Origin of the sequence: Pseudomonas sp. 14P_5.3_Bac1 (genome assembly GCF_025466135.1) — a bacterium.
Classification (GTDB): Bacteria; Pseudomonadota; Gammaproteobacteria; order Pseudomonadales; family Pseudomonadaceae; genus Aquipseudomonas.
In genome coordinates this window covers 25,665-43,611 of sequence record NZ_JANLOF010000089.1, presented here as the reverse complement: position 1 = coordinate 43,611, position 17,947 = coordinate 25,665, and the positions used below count along the sequence as shown (strand labels likewise).

At 58.6% G+C, this 17,947-nt stretch carries 15 protein-coding genes; 11 read left to right on the top strand and 4 right to left on the bottom strand.

What is annotated here, in order from left to right:
• The first annotated feature begins 497 nt into the window (after positions 1 to 497).
• Together NTD89_RS27730 and NTD89_RS27725 are read left to right on the top strand one after the other, a co-directional pair.
• Complete coding sequence (locus NTD89_RS27730; RefSeq protein ID WP_262210691.1) at positions 498 to 1,403, top strand: DUF808 domain-containing protein; 906 nt, start codon at positions 498 to 500, stop codon at positions 1,401 to 1,403.
• Between the two features lie 147 nt (positions 1,404 to 1,550).
• Positions 1,551 to 1,922, top strand: a complete 372-nt coding sequence (locus tag NTD89_RS27725; protein ID WP_262210690.1) for a DUF805 domain-containing protein — start codon at positions 1,551 to 1,553, stop codon at positions 1,920 to 1,922.
• 64 nt (positions 1,923 to 1,986) lie between these two features.
• Here NTD89_RS27725 and NTD89_RS27720 read toward each other — a convergent pair whose 3' ends face one another.
• The gene (locus NTD89_RS27720) at positions 1,987 to 2,775 is read right to left on the bottom strand and encodes a VacJ family lipoprotein (protein ID WP_145164999.1); all 789 of its coding nucleotides are present in this window, start codon (positions 2,773 to 2,775) and stop codon (positions 1,987 to 1,989) included.
• Entirely contained in the window at positions 2,768 to 4,066 is a 1,299-nt protein-coding gene (locus NTD89_RS27715) for a serine/threonine protein kinase (protein ID WP_106576749.1), read from the bottom strand. The genes NTD89_RS27720 and NTD89_RS27715 overlap by 8 nt, the downstream gene beginning before the upstream one ends.
• A gap of 235 nt (positions 4,067 to 4,301) precedes the next feature.
• Here NTD89_RS27715 and NTD89_RS27710 point away from each other — a divergent pair, with 235 nt between their 5' ends.
• Complete coding sequence (locus tag NTD89_RS27710) at positions 4,302 to 4,670, top strand: hypothetical protein (protein WP_106576748.1); 369 nt, start codon at positions 4,302 to 4,304, stop codon at positions 4,668 to 4,670.
• Positions 4,671 to 4,760: 90 nt separating this feature from the next.
• On the opposite strand, the gene NTD89_RS27705 is transcribed toward NTD89_RS27710, so the two are convergent.
• Complete coding sequence (locus NTD89_RS27705; protein ID WP_262210689.1) at positions 4,761 to 6,314, bottom strand: glycosyl hydrolase family 17 protein; 1,554 nt, start codon at positions 6,312 to 6,314, stop codon at positions 4,761 to 4,763.
• 331 nt (positions 6,315 to 6,645) lie between these two features.
• On the opposite strand from NTD89_RS27705, the gene NTD89_RS27700 reads away from it, so the two are divergent.
• The 3 genes from NTD89_RS27700 to NTD89_RS27690 all read left to right on the top strand — a co-directional run bounded on the left by NTD89_RS27700 (position 6,646) and on the right by NTD89_RS27690 (position 9,750).
• Positions 6,646 to 7,497, top strand: coding sequence for a glycine betaine ABC transporter substrate-binding protein (locus tag NTD89_RS27700; protein WP_145164995.1), 852 nt, complete (start codon positions 6,646 to 6,648; stop codon positions 7,495 to 7,497).
• A gap of 286 nt (positions 7,498 to 7,783) precedes the next feature.
• The gene (locus NTD89_RS27695; protein ID WP_262210687.1) at positions 7,784 to 8,095 is read left to right on the top strand and encodes a DUF485 domain-containing protein; all 312 of its coding nucleotides are present in this window, start codon (positions 7,784 to 7,786) and stop codon (positions 8,093 to 8,095) included.
• Positions 8,092 to 9,750 (top strand): cation acetate symporter, encoded by a 1,659-nt coding sequence (locus NTD89_RS27690; RefSeq protein WP_145164993.1) that lies wholly within the window; start codon positions 8,092 to 8,094, stop codon positions 9,748 to 9,750. The genes NTD89_RS27695 and NTD89_RS27690 overlap by 4 nt, the downstream gene beginning before the upstream one ends.
• Before the next feature lie 220 nt (positions 9,751 to 9,970).
• Here the strand turns inward: NTD89_RS27690 and gltA are convergent, their stop codons facing one another.
• Complete coding sequence (gene gltA / locus NTD89_RS27685; RefSeq protein WP_078047629.1) at positions 9,971 to 11,260, bottom strand: citrate synthase; 1,290 nt, start codon at positions 11,258 to 11,260, stop codon at positions 9,971 to 9,973.
• A gap of 365 nt (positions 11,261 to 11,625) precedes the next feature.
• Here gltA and sdhC point away from each other — a divergent pair, with 365 nt between their 5' ends.
• The 5 genes from sdhC to NTD89_RS27660 all read left to right on the top strand — a co-directional run bounded on the left by sdhC (position 11,626) and on the right by NTD89_RS27660 (position 17,947).
• Positions 11,626 to 12,000 carry a succinate dehydrogenase, cytochrome b556 subunit gene (gene sdhC, locus NTD89_RS27680; RefSeq protein WP_106576743.1) on the top strand — a complete coding sequence of 125 codons (375 nt, stop codon included), beginning with the start codon at positions 11,626 to 11,628 and terminating at the stop codon, positions 11,998 to 12,000.
• Complete coding sequence (sdhD, locus tag NTD89_RS27675; protein ID WP_003172805.1) at positions 11,994 to 12,362, top strand: succinate dehydrogenase, hydrophobic membrane anchor protein; 369 nt, start codon at positions 11,994 to 11,996, stop codon at positions 12,360 to 12,362. The genes sdhC and sdhD overlap by 7 nt, the downstream gene beginning before the upstream one ends.
• Before the next feature lie 3 nt (positions 12,363 to 12,365).
• Positions 12,366 to 14,138, top strand: a complete 1,773-nt coding sequence (sdhA, locus tag NTD89_RS27670; RefSeq protein ID WP_145164991.1) for a succinate dehydrogenase flavoprotein subunit — start codon at positions 12,366 to 12,368, stop codon at positions 14,136 to 14,138.
• 11 nt (positions 14,139 to 14,149) lie between these two features.
• Positions 14,150 to 14,854, top strand: a complete 705-nt coding sequence (locus tag NTD89_RS27665; RefSeq protein WP_003172807.1) for a succinate dehydrogenase iron-sulfur subunit — start codon at positions 14,150 to 14,152, stop codon at positions 14,852 to 14,854.
• 261 nt (positions 14,855 to 15,115) lie between these two features.
• Complete coding sequence (locus NTD89_RS27660; protein WP_145164989.1) at positions 15,116 to 17,947, top strand: 2-oxoglutarate dehydrogenase E1 component; 2,832 nt, start codon at positions 15,116 to 15,118, stop codon at positions 17,945 to 17,947.

The window sequence follows — 17,947 nt, the reverse complement described above, 5'->3', positions numbered from 1 at the left end:
GCTGCCCAGTATCTTGCTGACCTGGCACATTCCAATTGTGGGAGCGGGCTTGCTCGCGAAGGCGGTCTGCCGGTTGGCAGGGATGTCTAGTCGGAGTACATATCCATTCCTTCGGTAACGGCCACTTAGGGTTCCGCTCTTACAGCGGCTCACTTTTTGAAGGACCAAAAAGTAAGCAAAAAGTCCTCGCCCCACCACTCGGCACCTCGCTCACGCTTCGGTGTGCCCGAACGAAGGCTTGAATCCGTGGGCCGCCGCGATGGGCCATCCATGGCCCAGCGCGGCTAACCCGGCGTCCTGCCGGGTTGCCCACGGATTCAAGCCTGCGTTCGGCCAGCGTGGTTGACGGGGCGACTCAGATCAAAAGCAAAAGCAGAGCAAAAGCAAAAGCAGAGCAAAAGCCAGATCAACAGCAATCCTTCACGCAGCGGAAACCTATATTCCCTCATGGTCGCCGCGTTATATTCGCGGCACTTTACTTACAGGATGACCGCGTCATGGCAGGAAGCAGCTTACTGGTACTGATCGACGACATCGCCGCCGTCCTCGACGATGTGGCGTTGATGACCAAAGTGGCCGCCAAGAAGACTGCCGGGGTGCTCGGCGATGACTTGGCGTTGAATGCCCAGCAGGTCTCCGGGGTACGGGCCGAGCGGGAGATCCCGGTGGTGTGGGCGGTGGCCAAGGGCTCGTTTCTCAACAAGTTGATTCTGGTGCCTGCGGCGCTGTTGATCAGCGCGTTTGCGCCGTGGGCGGTCACGCCGTTGTTGATGCTGGGCGGGGCTTATCTGTGTTTCGAGGGCTTTGAGAAGCTCGCGCATAGCTTCATACACAAGCGCACTGAGGAACAGGCGCACTTGGTCGAAGCGGTGGCGGACCCGGCGACTGACTTGGTTGCGTTTGAGAAGGACAAGATCAAGGGCGCGATCCGTACCGACTTCATTCTGTCGGCGGAAATCATCGCCATCACCCTCGGCACGGTCGCCGATGCACCGTTGATGCAGCAGGTAATCGTGCTGTCGGGCATCGCCATTGTGATGACCATCGGCGTTTACGGCCTGGTCGCCGGTATCGTCAAGCTCGATGACCTCGGCCTGTGGCTGACCCAAAAGCCCGGCCAGGCCGCGCGCAGCATCGGCGGGGCGATTCTGCGCGCCGCGCCTTACATGATGAAAAGCCTGTCGGTGATCGGCACGGCGGCGATGTTCATGGTCGGTGGCGGGATTCTCACCCACGGCGTGCCGGTAGTGCATCACTGGATTGAGACGGTGAGCCAGAGCGTCGGCGCCATGGCGTGGCTGATGCCGACGCTGCTCAATGCGGTGGCCGGGATTATTGCGGGGGCGGTAGCGTTGGTGGTGGTTCAAATCTTCGAGAAAATTTGGCACGCAGTAAGACATTGACAGGTGTTTGCCAGGGCGTGTGAGTCAGTCTAGTCGCAGCGCTTTAGGCTTTTCCCTACAGAGGACCAATTCAATCCTTCCTAAGATCTGCGGCTCTGTTTGGCCTATCCAGGCGTTTTACAGAGTCTGTTAATCAGGGAGTTTTAAATGAATTGGTATCTGGACGCACTGAAGAAATCATTTGTATTCGAGGGGCGGTCGAGCAGGAGAGCTTTCTGGTATTTTCAGTTGGTTGATAAGGTAATTGAAGGGGCATACATAGCTATTTGCTGGTGGTTTTTTGAAGAATGGATAAAAACTACCTTGGGTATTGGCTTGGGTTATTTGCTGCTGACGCTGCCTGCCAGGGTCACTCTGTTATGCCGAAGGCTCACCGATAACGGCATCAGCCAGGTCAACTCGTTCTGGACGTTGTTGCCTTTTGTCGGGTCGCTCTTCTGGGTTGGTTTTGGGTTATGGCCGGGCGCTAAAGAACAATCTGCCAGTCGCTCTGTGGATACGTCACGTACTGCTGAGTGATGTTGGAGCACAAACAAAAAAGCCACTCATTTAGGTGAGTGGCTTTTTTGTATCTGCAGGGCGTTTACTCGGCAATCTGCAACTTGCGCGATTCGGTGTAGATGTAGCGCACCTTTTCATACTCGAACGGCGAGTTCATCTGACCGTAGCGGAAGCTGGTCTGGTAGCGCTTGTCGACAGCGCGCAGGGCCCAGATTTCCGGGTGGTTTTCGCTGACCTTGGACACGTTGAGGAAGTTGATCTCGGTTTCCGCGCCATAGTCGACGATCAGGCCGGTGGTATCGCGCAGGTTCGACGGGCCGAAGATCGGCAGCACCAGGTAGGCGCCGCCAGGCACGCCGTAGAAGCCCAAGGTTTGACCGAAGTCTTCGCTCTGACGCGGCAGGCCCATGGCGGTGGCTGGGTCCCACAGGCCGGCGACGCCAATGGTGGTGTTGAGCAGCAGGCGCCCGGTGGTTTCCAGGGAGCGATGGCCCTTGAGCTGCAGCAGGCTGTTCAACAGGTTGGGCACATCGCCCAGGTTGTTGAAGAAGTTGCTCACGCCGGTGCGCAGGAAGCTCGGGGTGACATAGCGGTAGCCGTCAACCACGGGCAGGAACACCCACTGGTCGAAGCGATAGTTGAAGTGGTACACGCGGCGGTTCCACGACTCCAGCGGGTCATACACGTTGAGCGCGGTCAGCGATGAACGCTCGAACTCGCGCTGGTCCAGGCCCGGGTTGAACTTGAGCTTGGTCAGCGGCTCCTTGAAGCCGTCGGCGTCGACCTTGACCGGTTCATGCGCCTTGCTGTTGTCGGCATTGGCGACGCCCGCGCACATCAGGGCGGCGAGCAGCAGAAGATATTTAGCCACGGAAGAACTCCAGCATGGCGTCGGCGTTGACGCGGTAATTAAGGTTGCCGCAGTGGCCGCCCAGCGGGTAGACGGTCAAGCGATCGCCGAAGGTTTTACGCAGGAAACCGAGGTCGCCAGGGCCGAGGATCACGTCGTCGGCGTTGTGCATCACCGCGATTTTCGGGCTGCTGTGCAGGTAGTCCTTGAGCGCGTACAGGCTCACCTGGTCAACCAGTTGCAGCAGGCTGCCGCCGTCGGAACGCGCGCGCCACATGGGGATCACTTGTTCGGTGAGGTAGCAGTCGAAGTCGCATTGCAGCGCACGCTTGAGGAACGGCGTGAGGCTGGTGCCTTCGGTGATCGGGTACTTAGGCGGAATGATCAGACCGCGGCGGTTGATCAGGTCCGAGGTAAAGGCAATGTCGGCCGCCGAGAAGCGGAACGAGGTGCCGATCAGCATCGCCATTTGTTCGTTGGTCAGGTGCTGCTTGGAGTTCTGGAAGTCGTAGAGCAGGGCGTCATTGAGGTCGATGTAGCCCTTTTGCTGGAAGTAGCGGGTCAGCTTGCTCAGCACCAGCTCATAGAAGGTGGTGGTGTTGTTGATGCCTTTGACCTCGGTCTGTACCAGCTTGTCGAGGTTGGTGATCGAGGTGTAGAGGTTGACCGGCGGGTTGAGCAGCAGCACCTTTTTGAAGTTGAAGCTGCGACGGGTCTCGTCGAGCTTGCTGACAAACGCCGCATCCAGGGCGCCGAGGCTGTAGCCGGTGAGGTAGAAGTCGGTCACCGGCAGCGAGGCGTTCTGCGCGCGCACGGCTTGCATCACGCGGTACATGTCCTCGGCGTCTTCCTGGGTGATCCCCGGGGTCGCGAAGCGCGAGGCGGCGCTGATGAAATCGAAGCTGGTTGGCGACGACAGCTGCACCACGTGGTAGCCGGCCTGGTAATAGAGTTTTTTCAGGTATTCGTTGATGCTGCTGTCAAATCGCGCGCCGGTGCCCGCGATCAGGAAGATCAGCGGCGCGGCGTGGTCTTGTTTGGCGATGCGATAGGTAAGTTTCTTCACCGCCCAGAAGTTGTCCGGCAGGCTGAACTCGCGCTCGGGGCGCATGTTCAGCGTGTAGTCGGACTGGTTGATCTCGTCGTCGGTCGGCAATTTAGGCCGAAGGTCAGGCGGGGTGGTCGCAATGGTCGCTTCGAACGGGTTGGTCAAAGGGTAGCCATAGCTGGCTTGGTCGATGTCGACGGCCAGTGCTGACGCACTCAAAAATAGGCTGCCCAGCAAGGCAGCACAGCGCAAGGAACGGAGCATGACTTAATCCCTAAGAGGAAACGTGCTGAATGAAGTTCGCAGGCTATGACCACCGCGTTGCCACCGAAGTGCCAGCTCTCGGCACTAAAAGTCGGAAAAAAGCCACGGAATCGGGGTAATAGTAGCCAGAAGATACACTTTGCGAGGCATGGATGAATACTTATCTGTGCACACCGCTTGCTAACGGCCGCCGTGGGATTAAGCTGAGCGCCGTTTTTGTCTATCGGAGTGCCCCATGTCCCGTCGTTTGCCGCTGATCCTGCTGCTTATTGCCTTGCCTTTATGGCTGGCCGCCAGTTATGGCGCACGTTACGGTTTTATGGAGGATGGCCAGTGGGTTGGCATCTGCGCTGATGAGGCCAGCCGTTGGGAATGCCAGTTGCGTTCGAACTTGGGGTTGATGATTCACTTCAAGGTCTTGGGCTGGGCGGCGTTGGTTACATCGGTGCTGGGGTTTTTTGTGCCGGGCCGTGCCGGATGGGGCCTGGCCGTGTTGGGGATGGTGTTCGGCTTGCCGGCGCTGGCGTTGTACAACACCACGTTTGCGGTGTTTGCGGTGGTGATTGCAGGGCTGCGGTTGGTCAGGAAGCCGCGGGCTGCCTGACAGGGTCTCTTCGCGAGCAAGCCCGCTCCCACATTTTGACCGCGTGAATCCGGCCTTAATGTGGGAGCGGGCTTGCCTGCGATGGCGGTCTTAGGCCTTGCGCACGCGCAAGCAACGCCACAAGGCTACAACCATCAGCACACTCACGATTGCCCAACCCCACGCCTGCTGGTTCTGCAACCCTTCGCGATACAGCTGTGGCGCAATGCCTGCGCCGATGATGAAGGCCAGCAGCGCAATCTCCCGACGCGGGCCGGTTACCGGGCGAACCAGGTAAACCAGCGCCGGCAACACCAGCGCCGCACTCGGGAAGCTGCGATAACGCGGGTCAAACACCAGCGCGAGCATCATTACCGCACCGGCGAACCCGGCTATTGCCACCAGCCAGCCCGCGCGTTGCTCCAGCCAGTTAAAGGCCCGCTCACGCCAACCGTCGCGCGCGCTCAGGGCCAGGGCGGCGTGGGCCAGCACCAGCAGGTTCAACACCACCAGCAAGCCTGCCCACACCCATTCATCGTTGAAGCGCGCGGTAACGCGGGTCAGCTCGGCCCAGGTGCCGATGGAACAGGCCGCTACGGCACCGAGCAATGGCAGCATGAGTGCTGCGCGCGTGCTGCGAACGCGCCCGCCAAGTACCAAGGTGCCCAGCAGGATAATCCCGCCCACGCCCAGCCACAGCGGCCAGTACGGCACATTGCTGACCGGCCCGGCGAGGATGCCCTTGTCCTGGCGATCAGCATCAAACAGCCCCCAGTAACCCCCGACCGCGCCTTCGCTGGCGCGTTTCCATGGCTGGTCAAAGGCTTCGATCAGGTTGTAATGCCAGCCATTGGCCTCGGCCATGGCCACAAAGCCGCGCATGAACTTGGCCTCATTGACCCGGCTCGGCACGGCGGTTTCGCGTTGGCGGCCTTCGCTGGGCCAGCCGGTCTCGCCGATCAGCACATCCTTGGGAGCGAACGTGTTGCCGAAAGTCTGACGTACATCACCCACGTGCTTGAGCGCCTGGTCGATGCCCGACGGGTCATCTTCCCAGTACGGCAGCAGGTGAATGGTCAGGAAGTCCACCGCCGGAGCGATTTCCGGATGCTTGAGCCAGAACTCCCACACGTCGGCATAAGTCACCGGCTGCTTGATCTGGCTTTTGACCTTATGGATCAGCGTCACCAACTGCTTGGCGGTGACTTCCTTGCGCAGCAGCGCTTCGTTGCCGACGATCACCGAGGTGACCACGTCAGGGTTGGCGTTGGCCGCAGCGATCAACTCGGCGACTTCTTTTTCGGTGGCAACCGGGTCACTGCTGACCCAGGCGCCGGCCATCAACTTCAACCCATGCTTGCGCGCCAGGTCCGGCAAGGCTTCCAGGCCGGTCATGGAGTAGGTGCGAATGCATTCAAAGCGGGTGGCCAACAGGGCCAGGTCGGCGTCCATGCGCTCGGGGCGCAGCTTGAAGGGCTGGTCGAACGGCGACTGGTCCTTGTCGAACGGCGTGTACGAGGCGCATTGCATTTTGTGGCTGGCGCTGGCCACGTCCGGCAACACCACGGGCCGGCCGAGGCCATACCAATATCCGACAAGGGCAAGTACGCCGAGGATCAGGGCGAAAATATAGGGCAGGGCAGGGAAGCGGGCAGTCGCGGGCATGGTCGGCTTATCTGGGGAGCAAAGGCGCGCATCTTACCCGGATTTAGCCCTTCCCAGTGGGGCCGCATAATTTAGACATGCAAAGTTCGGGCGGGATTTTGCTGCGATGTCCTACAAATCGTCCTGCTGGCGATGTGATGTCGTTTCTTGCTTACCTGAGGTCGCAGTCAGAGCAGGTCCAAGGTCCCGGCAGGTTGATGATCGAAGTGTCAGCACTCCACTGATGTCTGGGCCGCCGGATCGATGCGCGTGAAGGGGGCGCGGTGCACCACATAACAACAGGTTGACGTCGCTCGGCATCCGCCGGGCGCAGCACTTTCGGGGAAGTACTATGAAGATGCGACGACTCTTGGGCGCAGCTGCCACTCTGGTAGTTGCGATGAGCTCCACACTGGCCAGCGCCGACAGCAAAACCCTGAGCATCGGTTACGTAGATGGCTGGTCTGACAGCGTTGCCACCACCCACGTGGCGGCAGAAGTGATCAAGGAAAAGCTCGGTTATGACGTGAAACTGCAGGCCGTCGCTACCGGGATCATGTGGCAGGGCGTGGCCACCGGCAAGCTCGACGCCATGCTCTCCGCCTGGCTGCCCGTGACCCACGGTGAGTACTGGGCCAAGAACAAGGACAAGGTGGTCGACTACGGCCCTAACTTCAAGGATGCAAAAATTGGCCTGATCGTGCCGGAGTACGTCAAGGCCAAATCGATTGAAGACCTCAAGACCGACACCACCTTCAAGAACAAGATTGTCGGCATCGACGCCGGTTCAGGCGTGATGCTCAAGACCGACGAAGCGATCAAGGCCTATGGCCTGGACTACAAGCTGCAGGCCAGCTCGGGCGCCGCGATGATCGCCGAGCTGACCCGTGCCGAAGACAAACAGGAGTCCATTGCGGTCACCGGTTGGGTGCCACACTGGATGTTCGCCAAGTGGAAACTGCGTTTCCTGGACGATCCAAAAGGAATTTATGGGGCTGCTGAAACCGTCAACAGCATCGGCAGCAAGGGCCTGGAGAAGAAAGCGCCGGAAGTCGCGGCCTTCCTGAAGAAATTCCAGTGGGCCTCCAAGGACGAAATCGGCGAAGTCATGCTCGCAATCCAGGAAGGCGCCAAGCCTGATGCCGCGGCCAAGGATTGGGTCGCCAAACACCCTGAGCGTGTGGCCGAGTGGACTGCCAAATAAAGCACTAACTCTTTAGAAGCTCCACCACAACCCTAATGTGGGAGCGGGCTTGCCCACGAAGGCGGTGTGTCAGTCAGCCCATGTATTGACTGATGCGCCGCCTTCGCGAGCAAGCCCGCTCCCACATTTTTTTGCCTGCATTCAGGCTGTTGTTTATTTGTTGGCTTAAAAACTTGCGAAGTTGCTATCTCGTTCTACTACTAAGGTCGTCTGGAACCTGTTCCGCAGCCGCATACAGTGGATATGTTCCAAAATAATAAAAAGCTGTGCTGCGAGGATAAAAACAATGAATGACAGCATTTACCTCTCGATTCAAAACAGCCCGCGTTTCAAGGAGCTGGTGAGAAAAAGGGAAAGGTTCGCCTGGATTCTCTCGGCGATCATGCTAGGGCTTTACTCCGCTTTCATCCTGTTGATTGCCTACGGGCCACAAGTGCTGGGCGCCAGGCTCAGCCCCGGTTCCTCGATTACCTGGGGAATCCCGATCGGGGTCGGGCTGATTGTGTCGGCCTTCATTCTTACCGGCATCTACGTACGACGCGCCAACGGCGAATTCGACGACCTGAACAATGCGATTCTCAAGGAGGCTGCGCAATGATCCGGCGTCTATTGGCTGTATGTGGCGCTTCGATCTTCGCGCCCGCCGTTTGGGCGGCGGATGCCTTGACCGGTGAAGTGCACAAGCAACCGCTGAATATCGCCGCGATCCTGATGTTCGTGGCGTTTGTCGGTGCAACCCTGTGCATCACCTACTGGGCGTCCAAGCGCAACAAATCGGCGGCTGACTACTATGCGGCCGGCGGCAAGATTACCGGCTTCCAGAACGGCCTGGCGATTGCTGGCGACTATATGTCGGCGGCGTCCTTCCTGGGCATTTCCGCGCTGGTGTTCACCTCCGGTTACGACGGCCTGATCTATTCGATCGGCTTCCTGGTGGGCTGGCCGATCATTCTGTTCCTGATCGCCGAGCGCCTGCGTAACCTGGGCAAGTACACCTTTGCCGACGTGGCGTCCTATCGCCTCGGGCAAACCCAGATCCGCAGCCTGTCGGCCTGTGGCTCGCTGGTGGTGGTGGCGTTCTACCTGATCGCGCAGATGGTCGGCGCGGGCAAGCTGATCCAACTGCTGTTCGGCCTGGATTACCACGTTGCGGTGATTCTGGTGGGCATCCTGATGTGCCTGTATGTGTTGTTCGGCGGCATGCTGGCGACCACCTGGGTACAGATCATCAAGGCTGTGCTGTTGCTGTCCGGTGCCTCGTTCATGGCGCTGATGGTGATGAAACACGTCAACTTTGACTTCAACACGCTGTTTGCCGAGGCGATCAAGGTTCACCCTAAAGGTGAAGCGATCATGAGCCCGGGCGGCCTGGTGAAAGACCCGATCTCGGCGTTCTCCCTGGGGCTGGCGCTGATGTTCGGTACTGCTGGCCTGCCGCACATCCTGATGCGCTTCTTCACCGTAAGCGACGCCAAGGAAGCGCGTAAGAGCGTGCTGTATGCCACCGGCTTTATCGGTTACTTCTACATCCTGACCTTTATCATCGGCTTTGGCGCGATCCTGCTGGTCAGCACCAACCCGGCGTTCAAGGACGCGGCAGGCGCCTTGCTCGGCGGCAACAACATGGCGGCGGTGCACCTGGCCAACGCGGTGGGCGGCAGTATTTTCCTGGGCTTCATCTCGGCCGTGGCGTTTGCCACCATTCTGGCAGTGGTTGCCGGCTTGACCCTGGCGGGTGCTTCGGCGGTGTCCCATGACCTGTATGCCAGCGTGATCAAGAAAGGCAAGGCCAACGAGAAGGATGAGATTCGCGTGTCGAAGATCACCACCATCGCCCTGGCGGTGCTGGCAATCGGCTTGGGTATCCTGTTCGAAAGCCAGAACATTGCGTTCATGGTCGGCCTGGCGTTCTCCATTGCCGCCAGCTGTAACTTCCCGGTGCTGCTGCTTTCCATGTACTGGAAAAACCTCACCACCCGTGGCGCGATGATTGGCGGCTGGCTGGGCTTGATCAGTGCCGTTGGCCTGATGATCCTCGGCCCGACCATCTGGGTGTCGATCCTGCACCACGAGAAAGCCATCTTCCCGTACGAATACCCGGCGCTGTTCTCGATGATCATTGCGTTCATCGGCATCTGGTTCTTCTCCATCACCGACAAGTCGGCGGCGGCAGAGAAAGAGCGTGCGCTGTACTTCCCGCAGTTTGTGCGTTCACAAACGGGTCTGGGGGCGAGTGGGGCGGTTAACCACTAAGTGTCGTAACGGTTACAAAAAAAGCCCCGGTCGCGAGATCGGGGCTTTTTTTTGCATTTATTGGTCACTGATACGACAAAACTGTTTCTTAAATCCTGCATCAATAAAAGTGGTTTTCAGCGGGTGAGGGGGGGTGGGAGTGATCGGTGTCGACGCGCGTTCGACAGAAACAAATAAGGCCTCCAGAGGAGGCCTTATTCGGTGCAACTAAGCGGTTGGCTTACTTGCGGTCTTCCAGCTTGGTGATGTCACGCGACTCGTAGCCGGTGTACAGCTGGCGCGGGCGGCCAATCTTGTACGGGCTGGAGAGCATTTCTTTCCAGTGGGAGATCCAGCCCACGGTCCGCGCCAGGGCGAAGATCACGGTGAACATGCTGGTGGGAATGCCGATCGCCTTGAGGATGATCCCCGAGTAGAAGTCGACGTTCGGGTACAGCGAGCGCTCGATGAAGTACGGATCGGTCAGCGCGATCTCTTCCAGGCGCATGGCCAGTTCGAGTTGCGGATCGTTCTTGATGCCCAGTTCCTTCAACACTTCGTCGCAGGTCTGCTTCATCACGGTGGCGCGCGGGTCACGGTTCTTGTAGACGCGGTGACCGAAGCCCATCAGCTTGAACGGATCGTTCTTGTCCTTGGCCTTGGCGATGAACTTGTCGATGTTCGAGACATCGCCGATTTCATCGAGCATGGTCAATACGGCTTCGTTCGCACCGCCGTGGGCAGGGCCCCAGAGTGCGGCGATACCGGCGGCGATACAGGCGAACGGATTGGCACCCGAGGAGCCTGCAAGGCGTACGGTCGAGGTGGAGGCGTTCTGCTCGTGGTCGGCGTGGAGGATGAAGATCCGGTCCATGGCCTTGGCGAGCGTCGGGCTGATCGGTTTGATCTCGCACGGGGTGTTGAACATCATGTGCAGGAAGTTTTCCGCGTACGTCAGGTCGTTGCGCGGGTACATCATGGGTTGACCCATGGAGTACTTGTAAACCATTGCGGCCAGGGTTGGCATCTTGGCAACCAGGCGGATCGCGGAGATTTCGCGATGCTGCGGGTTATTGATGTCCAGGGAGTCGTGATAGAAGGCCGACAGGGCGCCAACCACGCCGCACATCACGGCCATCGGGTGGGCGTCGCGACGGAAGCCGTTGAAGAAGGTCTTCAACTGTTCGTGAACCATGGTGTGGTTCTTCACGGTGCTGACAAACTGGGCTTTTTGCTCGGCTGTTGGCAATTCGCCATTTAGTAGCAGGTAGCAGGTTTCGAGGTAGTCCGATTGCTCGGCCAACTGCTCGATCGGGTAGCCCCGGTGCAGCAGAATGCCATTGTCGCCGTCGATATAGGTGATCTTCGACTCGCAAGAGGCGGTCGACATGAAGCCTGGGTCGAAAGTGAAACGGCCCGTGGCCGTCAGGCCCCGTACGTCGATAACATCGGGACCAACGGTGCCGGTTAAAATGGGCAGCTCGACGGGGGCTGCGCCCTCGATGATCAACTGCGCTTTTTTGTCAGCCATGTGGCCTCCTATTTATGCTTCAAATCATCAGACAGACCCCCCACGCAGGGCCCGCACCACTATAGTGAGATAAATTCAGATGTCAATTTGCCTAAAGTCTTGCTCCAGAAGGCTTTAACCGTACTTTTTCGTCGAAATTGACTGCCATTTACGCCTTTTATCCCGCCAGCGCAATCAGCTATTAGGGTGAGGAGCGCGCGTTGTCATTAGTAACCTAACTGTCTATACTCGGCCACCGACCGCCAAGGGCTTTTGGGCTTGCTTTCATTGGGGGTCGCACTCCCTGGGTGGTGCTTACCTGACCAGTCGCACTCCCCAACAACTTTGCCCTGATTGTTAGGGGCTCTTCAGTGTGAAAAAAAGCCGTGAATAGCCAACGACCTGTAAACCTAGACCTAAGGACCATCAAACTCCCCATCACCGGCGTTACGTCGTTCCTGCACCGTGTTTCCGGCATCATCCTGTTCCTGGGCTTGGGCATCATGCTTTATGCATTGAGCAAATCCCTGGGTTCCGAGGAAGGTTTTGCCGAGGTGAAGGCATGCTTGACCAGCCCGCTGGCCAAGTTCGTAGCATGGGGCCTCCTGTCCGCTCTGCTTTATCATCTGGTAGCCGGCGTGCGCCACTTGATCATGGATATGGGCATCGGTGAGACGCTGGAAGGCGGCCGCCTGGGCTCGAAAATCATCATCGCCATTTCCGTGGTGCTGATCGTTCTGGCAGGAGTTTGGATATGGTAACCAGCGTTACGAACCTTTCGCGTTCGGGCCTCTATGACTGGATGGCACAGCGTGTGTCTGCGGTCGTTCTCGCGGCTTATTTCATTTTCCTGATCGGATACCTCGTCGCAAACCCGGGCATCGGCTATGAGCAATGGCACGGCCTGTTTTCCCACAATGCGATGCGAATCTTCAGTCTGCTGGCACTTGTAGCTCTGGGCGCTCACGCCTGGGTCGGCATGTGGACCATCGCGACTGACTACCTGACGCCAATGGCGCTGGGCAAGTCCGCGACTGCAGTCCGTTTCCTCTTCCAGGCAGTATGCGGCGTCGCGATGTTCGCTTACTTCGTCTGGGGTGTGCAGATTCTTTGGGGTATCTGATTCATGGCTAACATTCCAACTATTTCCTTCGACGCCATCATTATTGGTGGCGGCGGTGCTGGCATGCGCGCAGCGCTGCAGCTGGCCCAGGGCGGTCACAAGACTGCCGTGATCACCAAAGTGTTCCCAACGCGTTCCCACACCGTATCGGCCCAGGGTGGCATCACCTGCGCCATCGCGTCCGCCGACCCGAACGATGACTGGCGCTGGCACATGTACGACACCGTCAAGGGTTCCGATTACATCGGTGACCAGGACGCTATCGAATATATGTGTCAGGAAGGCCCGGCCGCCGTGTTCGAGCTGGACCATATGGGTCTGCCGTTCTCGCGTACCGAGCAGGGTCGTATCTACCAGCGTCCATTCGGCGGTCAGTCGAAGGATTACGGTAAAGGCGGCCAGGCTGCCCGTACGTGCGCCGCTTCCGACCGTACCGGTCACGCGCTGCTGCACACCCTGTATCAGGGCAACCTGAAAGCCGGCACCACGTTCCTGAACGAATACTACGCGGTTGACCTGGTGAAAAACGCTGACGGCGCATTCGTCGGCGTGATCGCCATCTGCATCGAAACCGGTGAAACGTCCTACATCCGCGCCAAGGCTACCGTTCTGGCGACTGGCGGTGCAGGCCGTATCTACGCATCGACCACCAATGCCCTGATCAACACCGGTGACGGCGTCGGCATGGCACTGCGTGCAGGCGTACCGGTGCAAGACATCGAAATGTGGCAGTTCCACCCAACCGGCATTGCCGGCGCTGGCGTACTGGTAACCGAAGGTTGCCGTGGTGAAGGCGGCTACCTGATCAACAAGAACGGCGAGCGCTTCATGGAGCGTTATGCTCCGAACGCGAAAGACCTTGCCGGTCGTGACGTTGTAGCCCGTTCGATGGTCAAGGAAATCATTGCCGGTAACGGCTGTGGCCCTAATGGCGACCACGTACTGCTCAAGCTCGATCACCTGGGCGAAGAAGTACTGCACAGCCGCCTGCCGGGTATCTGTGAGCTGTCCAAGACCTTTGCTCACGTTGACCCGGTGGTTGCTCCGGTTCCGGTTGTTCCGACTTGCCACTACATGATGGGCGGCGTGCCGACCAACATTCATGGTCAGGCGATCACTCAGAACGCCGACGGCGTGGACGAGATCATTCACGGCCTGTTCGCGGTAGGCGAAGTGGCATGCGTATCGGTTCACGGCGCCAACCGCCTGGGCGGCAACTCGCTGCTCGACCTGGTGGTATTCGGTCGCGCTGCCGGCCTGCACCTCGAGAAGGCACTGTCCGACGGCATCGAATACGATGACGCGACCGACGCCAACATCGAAACTGCCCTGGCGCGCCTGAACGCTCTGAACGAGCGTACCGATGGCGAAGACGTGGCAACCCTGCGTCGCGAGCTGCAAAACTGCATGCAGAACTACTTCGGTGTATTCCGTACCGGCGAATACATGCAGAAGGGTATTGCCCAGCTGGCCGATCTGCGCAAGCGCATTGCCAACGTCAAGATCAACGATAAGAGCCAGGCGTTCAACACCGCTCGTATCGAAGCCCTTGAGCTGCAAAACCTGTTGGAAGTGGCTGAAGCGACTGCGATCGCCGCCGAGGTTCGTAAAGAATCCCGTGGTGCTCACGCTCGTGAAGACTTTGAAGACCGCGACGACGAGAACTGGTTGTGCCACACCCTGTACTTCCCGGGTGACAAGCGCGTGACCAAGCGTGCCGTGAACTTCTCGCCGAAGACGGTTCCGACGTTTGAACCGAAGATTCGGACTTACTAAGGGTGGCTGCCATGTTGAAAGTCAGTGTTTATCGCTACAACCCTGATCAGGACGCTGCGCCGTTCATGCAGGAATTCCAGGTTGATACCGGTGGTAAAGACCTGATGGTGCTGGACGTGCTGGCCCTGATCAAAGAGCAGGACGAGGGTTTCTCCTATCGTCGCTCTTGCCGTGAAGGTGTGTGCGGTTCCGACGGCATGAACATCAACGGCAAAAACGGCCTGGCGTGCATCACGCCGCTGTCTGCCGTGGTTAAAGGCAACAAGCTGATCGTTCGTCCTCTGCCAGGTCTGCCGGTTATCCGTGACCTGGTCGTCGATATGAGCATCTTCTACAAGCAATACGAGAAAGTTAAGCCGTTCCTGCAGAACGACACGCCGGCTCCGGCCATCGAGCGTCTGCAGTCCCCGGAAGAGCGTGAAAAGCTCGACGGTCTGTACGAGTGCATCCTGTGCGCTTGCTGCTCGACTTCGTGCCCGTCCTTCTGGTGGAACCCGGACAAGTTCCTGGGTCCAGCTGCACTGCTGCAAGCGTATCGCTTCCTGGCAGACAGCCGTGACACCAAGACGTCCGAGCGTCTGGCCTCACTGGATGACCCGTTCAGCGTATTCCGCTGCCGCGGGATTATGAACTGCGTCAACGTATGTCCCAAAGGCCTGAACCCGACTAAGGCCATTGGTCACATCCGTAACATGCTGCTGCAAAGCGGCGTGTAACCGACGTTGTAATAAAGCAGGACCGTTGTGCCCGTAAATGCTACGGCGCAGGCTTCAACCGGCGCCGTAGTTTTAACTTGAGCAGCGACTTACAAAGCCGCGGCTCTTATTTTGAAGAAATGAGACAAGCAGGGGCATTCGGGTTGGTACCCGAACTATCAGCGTGATCCTAAGTGGCTTGTTTTGGTCGCTGCACTTGGCCTTTTGCAAGCAAACTCGGTGTTTTCGCCGGTGGTGTCCCCAAATCGAGGGTGACCAAGCATGCAAGAAAGCGTGATGCAGCGCATGTGGAACAGCGGCTATCTTTCAGGTGGTAACGCTGCCTATGTGGAAGAGCTTTATGAGCTCTACCTGCACGACCCTAACGCTGTGCCAGAAGAATGGCGCACCAAATTTCAGACGTTGTCTTCAGACGGCAACGCTGCCACCGATGTATCGCACGCAACAATTCGCGATCAGTTTGTGCTGCTGGCAAAGAACCAGCGCCGCGCTCAGCCGGTTTCCGCCGGGAGCGTGAGCAGCGAGCACGAGAAGAAGCAAGTTGAAGTACTGCGACTGATCCAGGCTTACCGGATGCGTGGCCACCAGGCAGCCCAGCTTGACCCGCTGGGGCTCTGGAAGCGTCCTGCACCTGCTGACCTGTCGATCAATCATTACGGCTTGACCAATGCCGATCTTGATACGACCTTCCGTGCCGGCGACCTGTTCATCGGCAAAGAGGAAGCGAGCCTACGCGAAATTCACGAAGCGTTGCAGCAGACATATTGCCGCACCATCGGCGCTGAATTTACGCACATCACCGATTCCGAGCAGCGCCACTGGTTCCAGCATCGTCTGGAAGGTGTGCGTGGCCGTCCGGTTTTGTCTGCCGACGTACGCAGCCACTTGCTGGAGCGCGTGACCGCAGCCGAAGGTCTCGAGAAATACCTGGGTACCAAATACCCGGGTACCAAACGTTTCGGCCTGGAAGGCGGCGAGAGCCTGATTCCAATGCTCGACGAGCTGATCCAGCGTTCCGGTTCCTACGGCACCAAGGAAATCGTGATCGGCATGGCTCACCGTGGTCGCCTGAACGTGTTGGTCAACACCTTCGGCAAGAACCCGCGCGAGCTGTTCGACGAGTTCGAAGGCAAGAAGAAGGTCGAGCTGGGTTCCGGTGACGTTAAATACCACCAGGGCTTCTCGTCCAACGTGATGACCACCGGCGGTGAAGTTCACCTGGCCATGGCCTTCAACCCATCCCACCTGGAAATCGTTTCTCCAGTGGTCGAGGGTTCGGTTCGTGCTCGCCAGGATCGTCGCAACGATTCCACCGGTGAAAAGGTTCTGCCGATTTCCATCCACGGTGACGCGGCATTCGCCGGTCAAGGCGTGGTTCTGGAAACCTTCCAGATGTCGCAGACGCGCGGCTTCAAGACCGGCGGTACGGTTCACATCGTCATCAACAACCAGGTGGGTTTCACCATCAGCAACCCGCTGGACGCGCGCTCTACCGAGTACGCCACCGACGTTGCCAAGATGATCCAGGCGCCGATCCTCCATGTGAATGGTGATGATCCGGAAGCCGTGCTGTTCGTGACCCAACTGGCCATCGACTACCGCATGCAGTTCAAGCGTGACGTGGTGATCGACCTGGTCTGCTACCGTCGTCGCGGTCACAACGAAGCGGATGAGCCTAGCGGCACCCAGCCGTTGATGTACCAGCAAATCACCAAGCAGCGCACCACCCGTGAGCTGTACGCCGACAGCCTGATCAAGGCCGGCGTGGTTGACGATGCGCGTGTTCAGGCGAAGATCGATGAATACCGCAACGCGCTGGACAACGGTCTGCACGTAGTAAAAAGCCTGGTTAAAGAGCCGAACAAAGAGCTGTTCGTGGACTGGCGTCCGTACCTGGGCCACGCCTGGACTGCGCGTCACGACACCTCGTTCGATCTGAAAACCCTGCAGGAACTGTCCGCCAAGCTGCTGGAAATTCCAGATGGCTTCGTGGTGCAGCGCCAGGTTGCGAAGATCTACGAAGACCGTCAGAAGATGCAAGCCGGCGGCCTGCCGATCAACTGGGGTTACGCTGAAACCATGGCGTACGCGACCCTGGCGTTCGAAGGTCACCCGATCCGCATGACCGGCCAGGACATCGGCCGCGGTACGTTCTCGCACCGCCACGCGGTATTGCACAACCAGAAAGACGCGGGCACCTACATCCCGTTGCAGAACCTGTACGAAGGCCAGCCACGTTTCGACCTGTACGATTCGTTCCTGTCCGAAGAAGCCGTACTGGCGTTCGAATACGGTTACTCGACCACCACGCCAAACGCGCTGGTGATCTGGGAAGCCCAGTTCGGCGACTTCGCCAACGGTGCTCAGGTGGTTATCGACCAGTTCATCACCAGCGGCGAGCACAAGTGGGGCCGTCTGTGCGGTCTGACCATGCTGCTGCCACACGGTTATGAAGGTCAGGGTCCGGAGCACTCTTCGGCCCGTCTGGAGCGTTACCTGCAGCTGTGCGCCGAGCACAACATCCAGGTGTGCGTGCCGACTACTCCGGCCCAGATCTACCATTTGCTGCGTCGCCAGGTGATCCGCCCGCTGCGCAAGCCGCTGGTAGTGCTGACCCCGAAATCGCTGTTGCGTCACAAATTGGCCATCTCGACCCTGGAAGATCTGGCCGACGGTTCGTTCCAGACCGTGATTCCAGAAATCGACACCCTGGACGCGGCCAAGGTCACTCGCCTGATCCTGTGCAGCGGCAAGGTTTACTACGACTTGCTGGAAAAACGCCGTGCCGAAGGCCGCGAAGACATCGCCATCGTGCGGATCGAGCAGCTTTACCCGTTCCCGGAAGACGACCTGATGGAGGCCATCGCGCCTTACACCAACCTCACCAACGTGGTGTGGTGTCAGGAAGAACCGATGAACCAGGGCGCGTGGTACAGCAGTCAGCATCACTTGCGTCGCAGCATCGGTAACCACAAAACAGGCCTTGGCCTTGAGTATGCCGGTCGTGATGCTTCTGCTGCACCTGCGTGTGGTTATGCGTCGATGCACGCCGAGCAGCAGGAAAAACTGCTGCAAGATGCTTTCACTGTTTAA

Bases quoted from the DNA above. Each gene is read 5' to 3' on its own strand.
- NTD89_RS27690 (WP_145164993.1), top strand. From the start codon at position 8,092: ATGATCCGGCGTCTATTGGCTGTATGTGGCGCTTCGATCTTCGCGCCC.
- NTD89_RS27705 (WP_262210689.1), bottom strand. From the start codon at position 6,314: ATGCCCGCGACTGCCCGCTTCCCTGCCCTGCCCTATATTTTCGCCCTG.
- sdhD (WP_003172805.1), top strand. From the start codon at position 11,994: ATGGTAACCAGCGTTACGAACCTTTCGCGTTCGGGCCTCTATGACTGG.
- NTD89_RS27715 (WP_106576749.1), bottom strand. From the start codon at position 4,066: ATGCTCCGTTCCTTGCGCTGTGCTGCCTTGCTGGGCAGCCTATTTTTG.
- gltA (WP_078047629.1), bottom strand. From the start codon at position 11,260: ATGGCTGACAAAAAAGCGCAGTTGATCATCGAGGGCGCAGCCCCCGTC.
- sdhA (WP_145164991.1), top strand. From the start codon at position 12,366: ATGGCTAACATTCCAACTATTTCCTTCGACGCCATCATTATTGGTGGC.
- NTD89_RS27660 (WP_145164989.1), top strand. From the start codon at position 15,116: ATGCAAGAAAGCGTGATGCAGCGCATGTGGAACAGCGGCTATCTTTCA.
- NTD89_RS27710 (WP_106576748.1), top strand. From the start codon at position 4,302: ATGTCCCGTCGTTTGCCGCTGATCCTGCTGCTTATTGCCTTGCCTTTA.
- NTD89_RS27700 (WP_145164995.1), top strand. From the start codon at position 6,646: ATGAAGATGCGACGACTCTTGGGCGCAGCTGCCACTCTGGTAGTTGCG.
- NTD89_RS27725 (WP_262210690.1), top strand. From the start codon at position 1,551: ATGAATTGGTATCTGGACGCACTGAAGAAATCATTTGTATTCGAGGGG.
- NTD89_RS27665 (WP_003172807.1), top strand. From the start codon at position 14,150: ATGTTGAAAGTCAGTGTTTATCGCTACAACCCTGATCAGGACGCTGCG.
- NTD89_RS27695 (WP_262210687.1), top strand. From the start codon at position 7,784: ATGAATGACAGCATTTACCTCTCGATTCAAAACAGCCCGCGTTTCAAG.
- NTD89_RS27730 (WP_262210691.1), top strand. From the start codon at position 498: ATGGCAGGAAGCAGCTTACTGGTACTGATCGACGACATCGCCGCCGTC.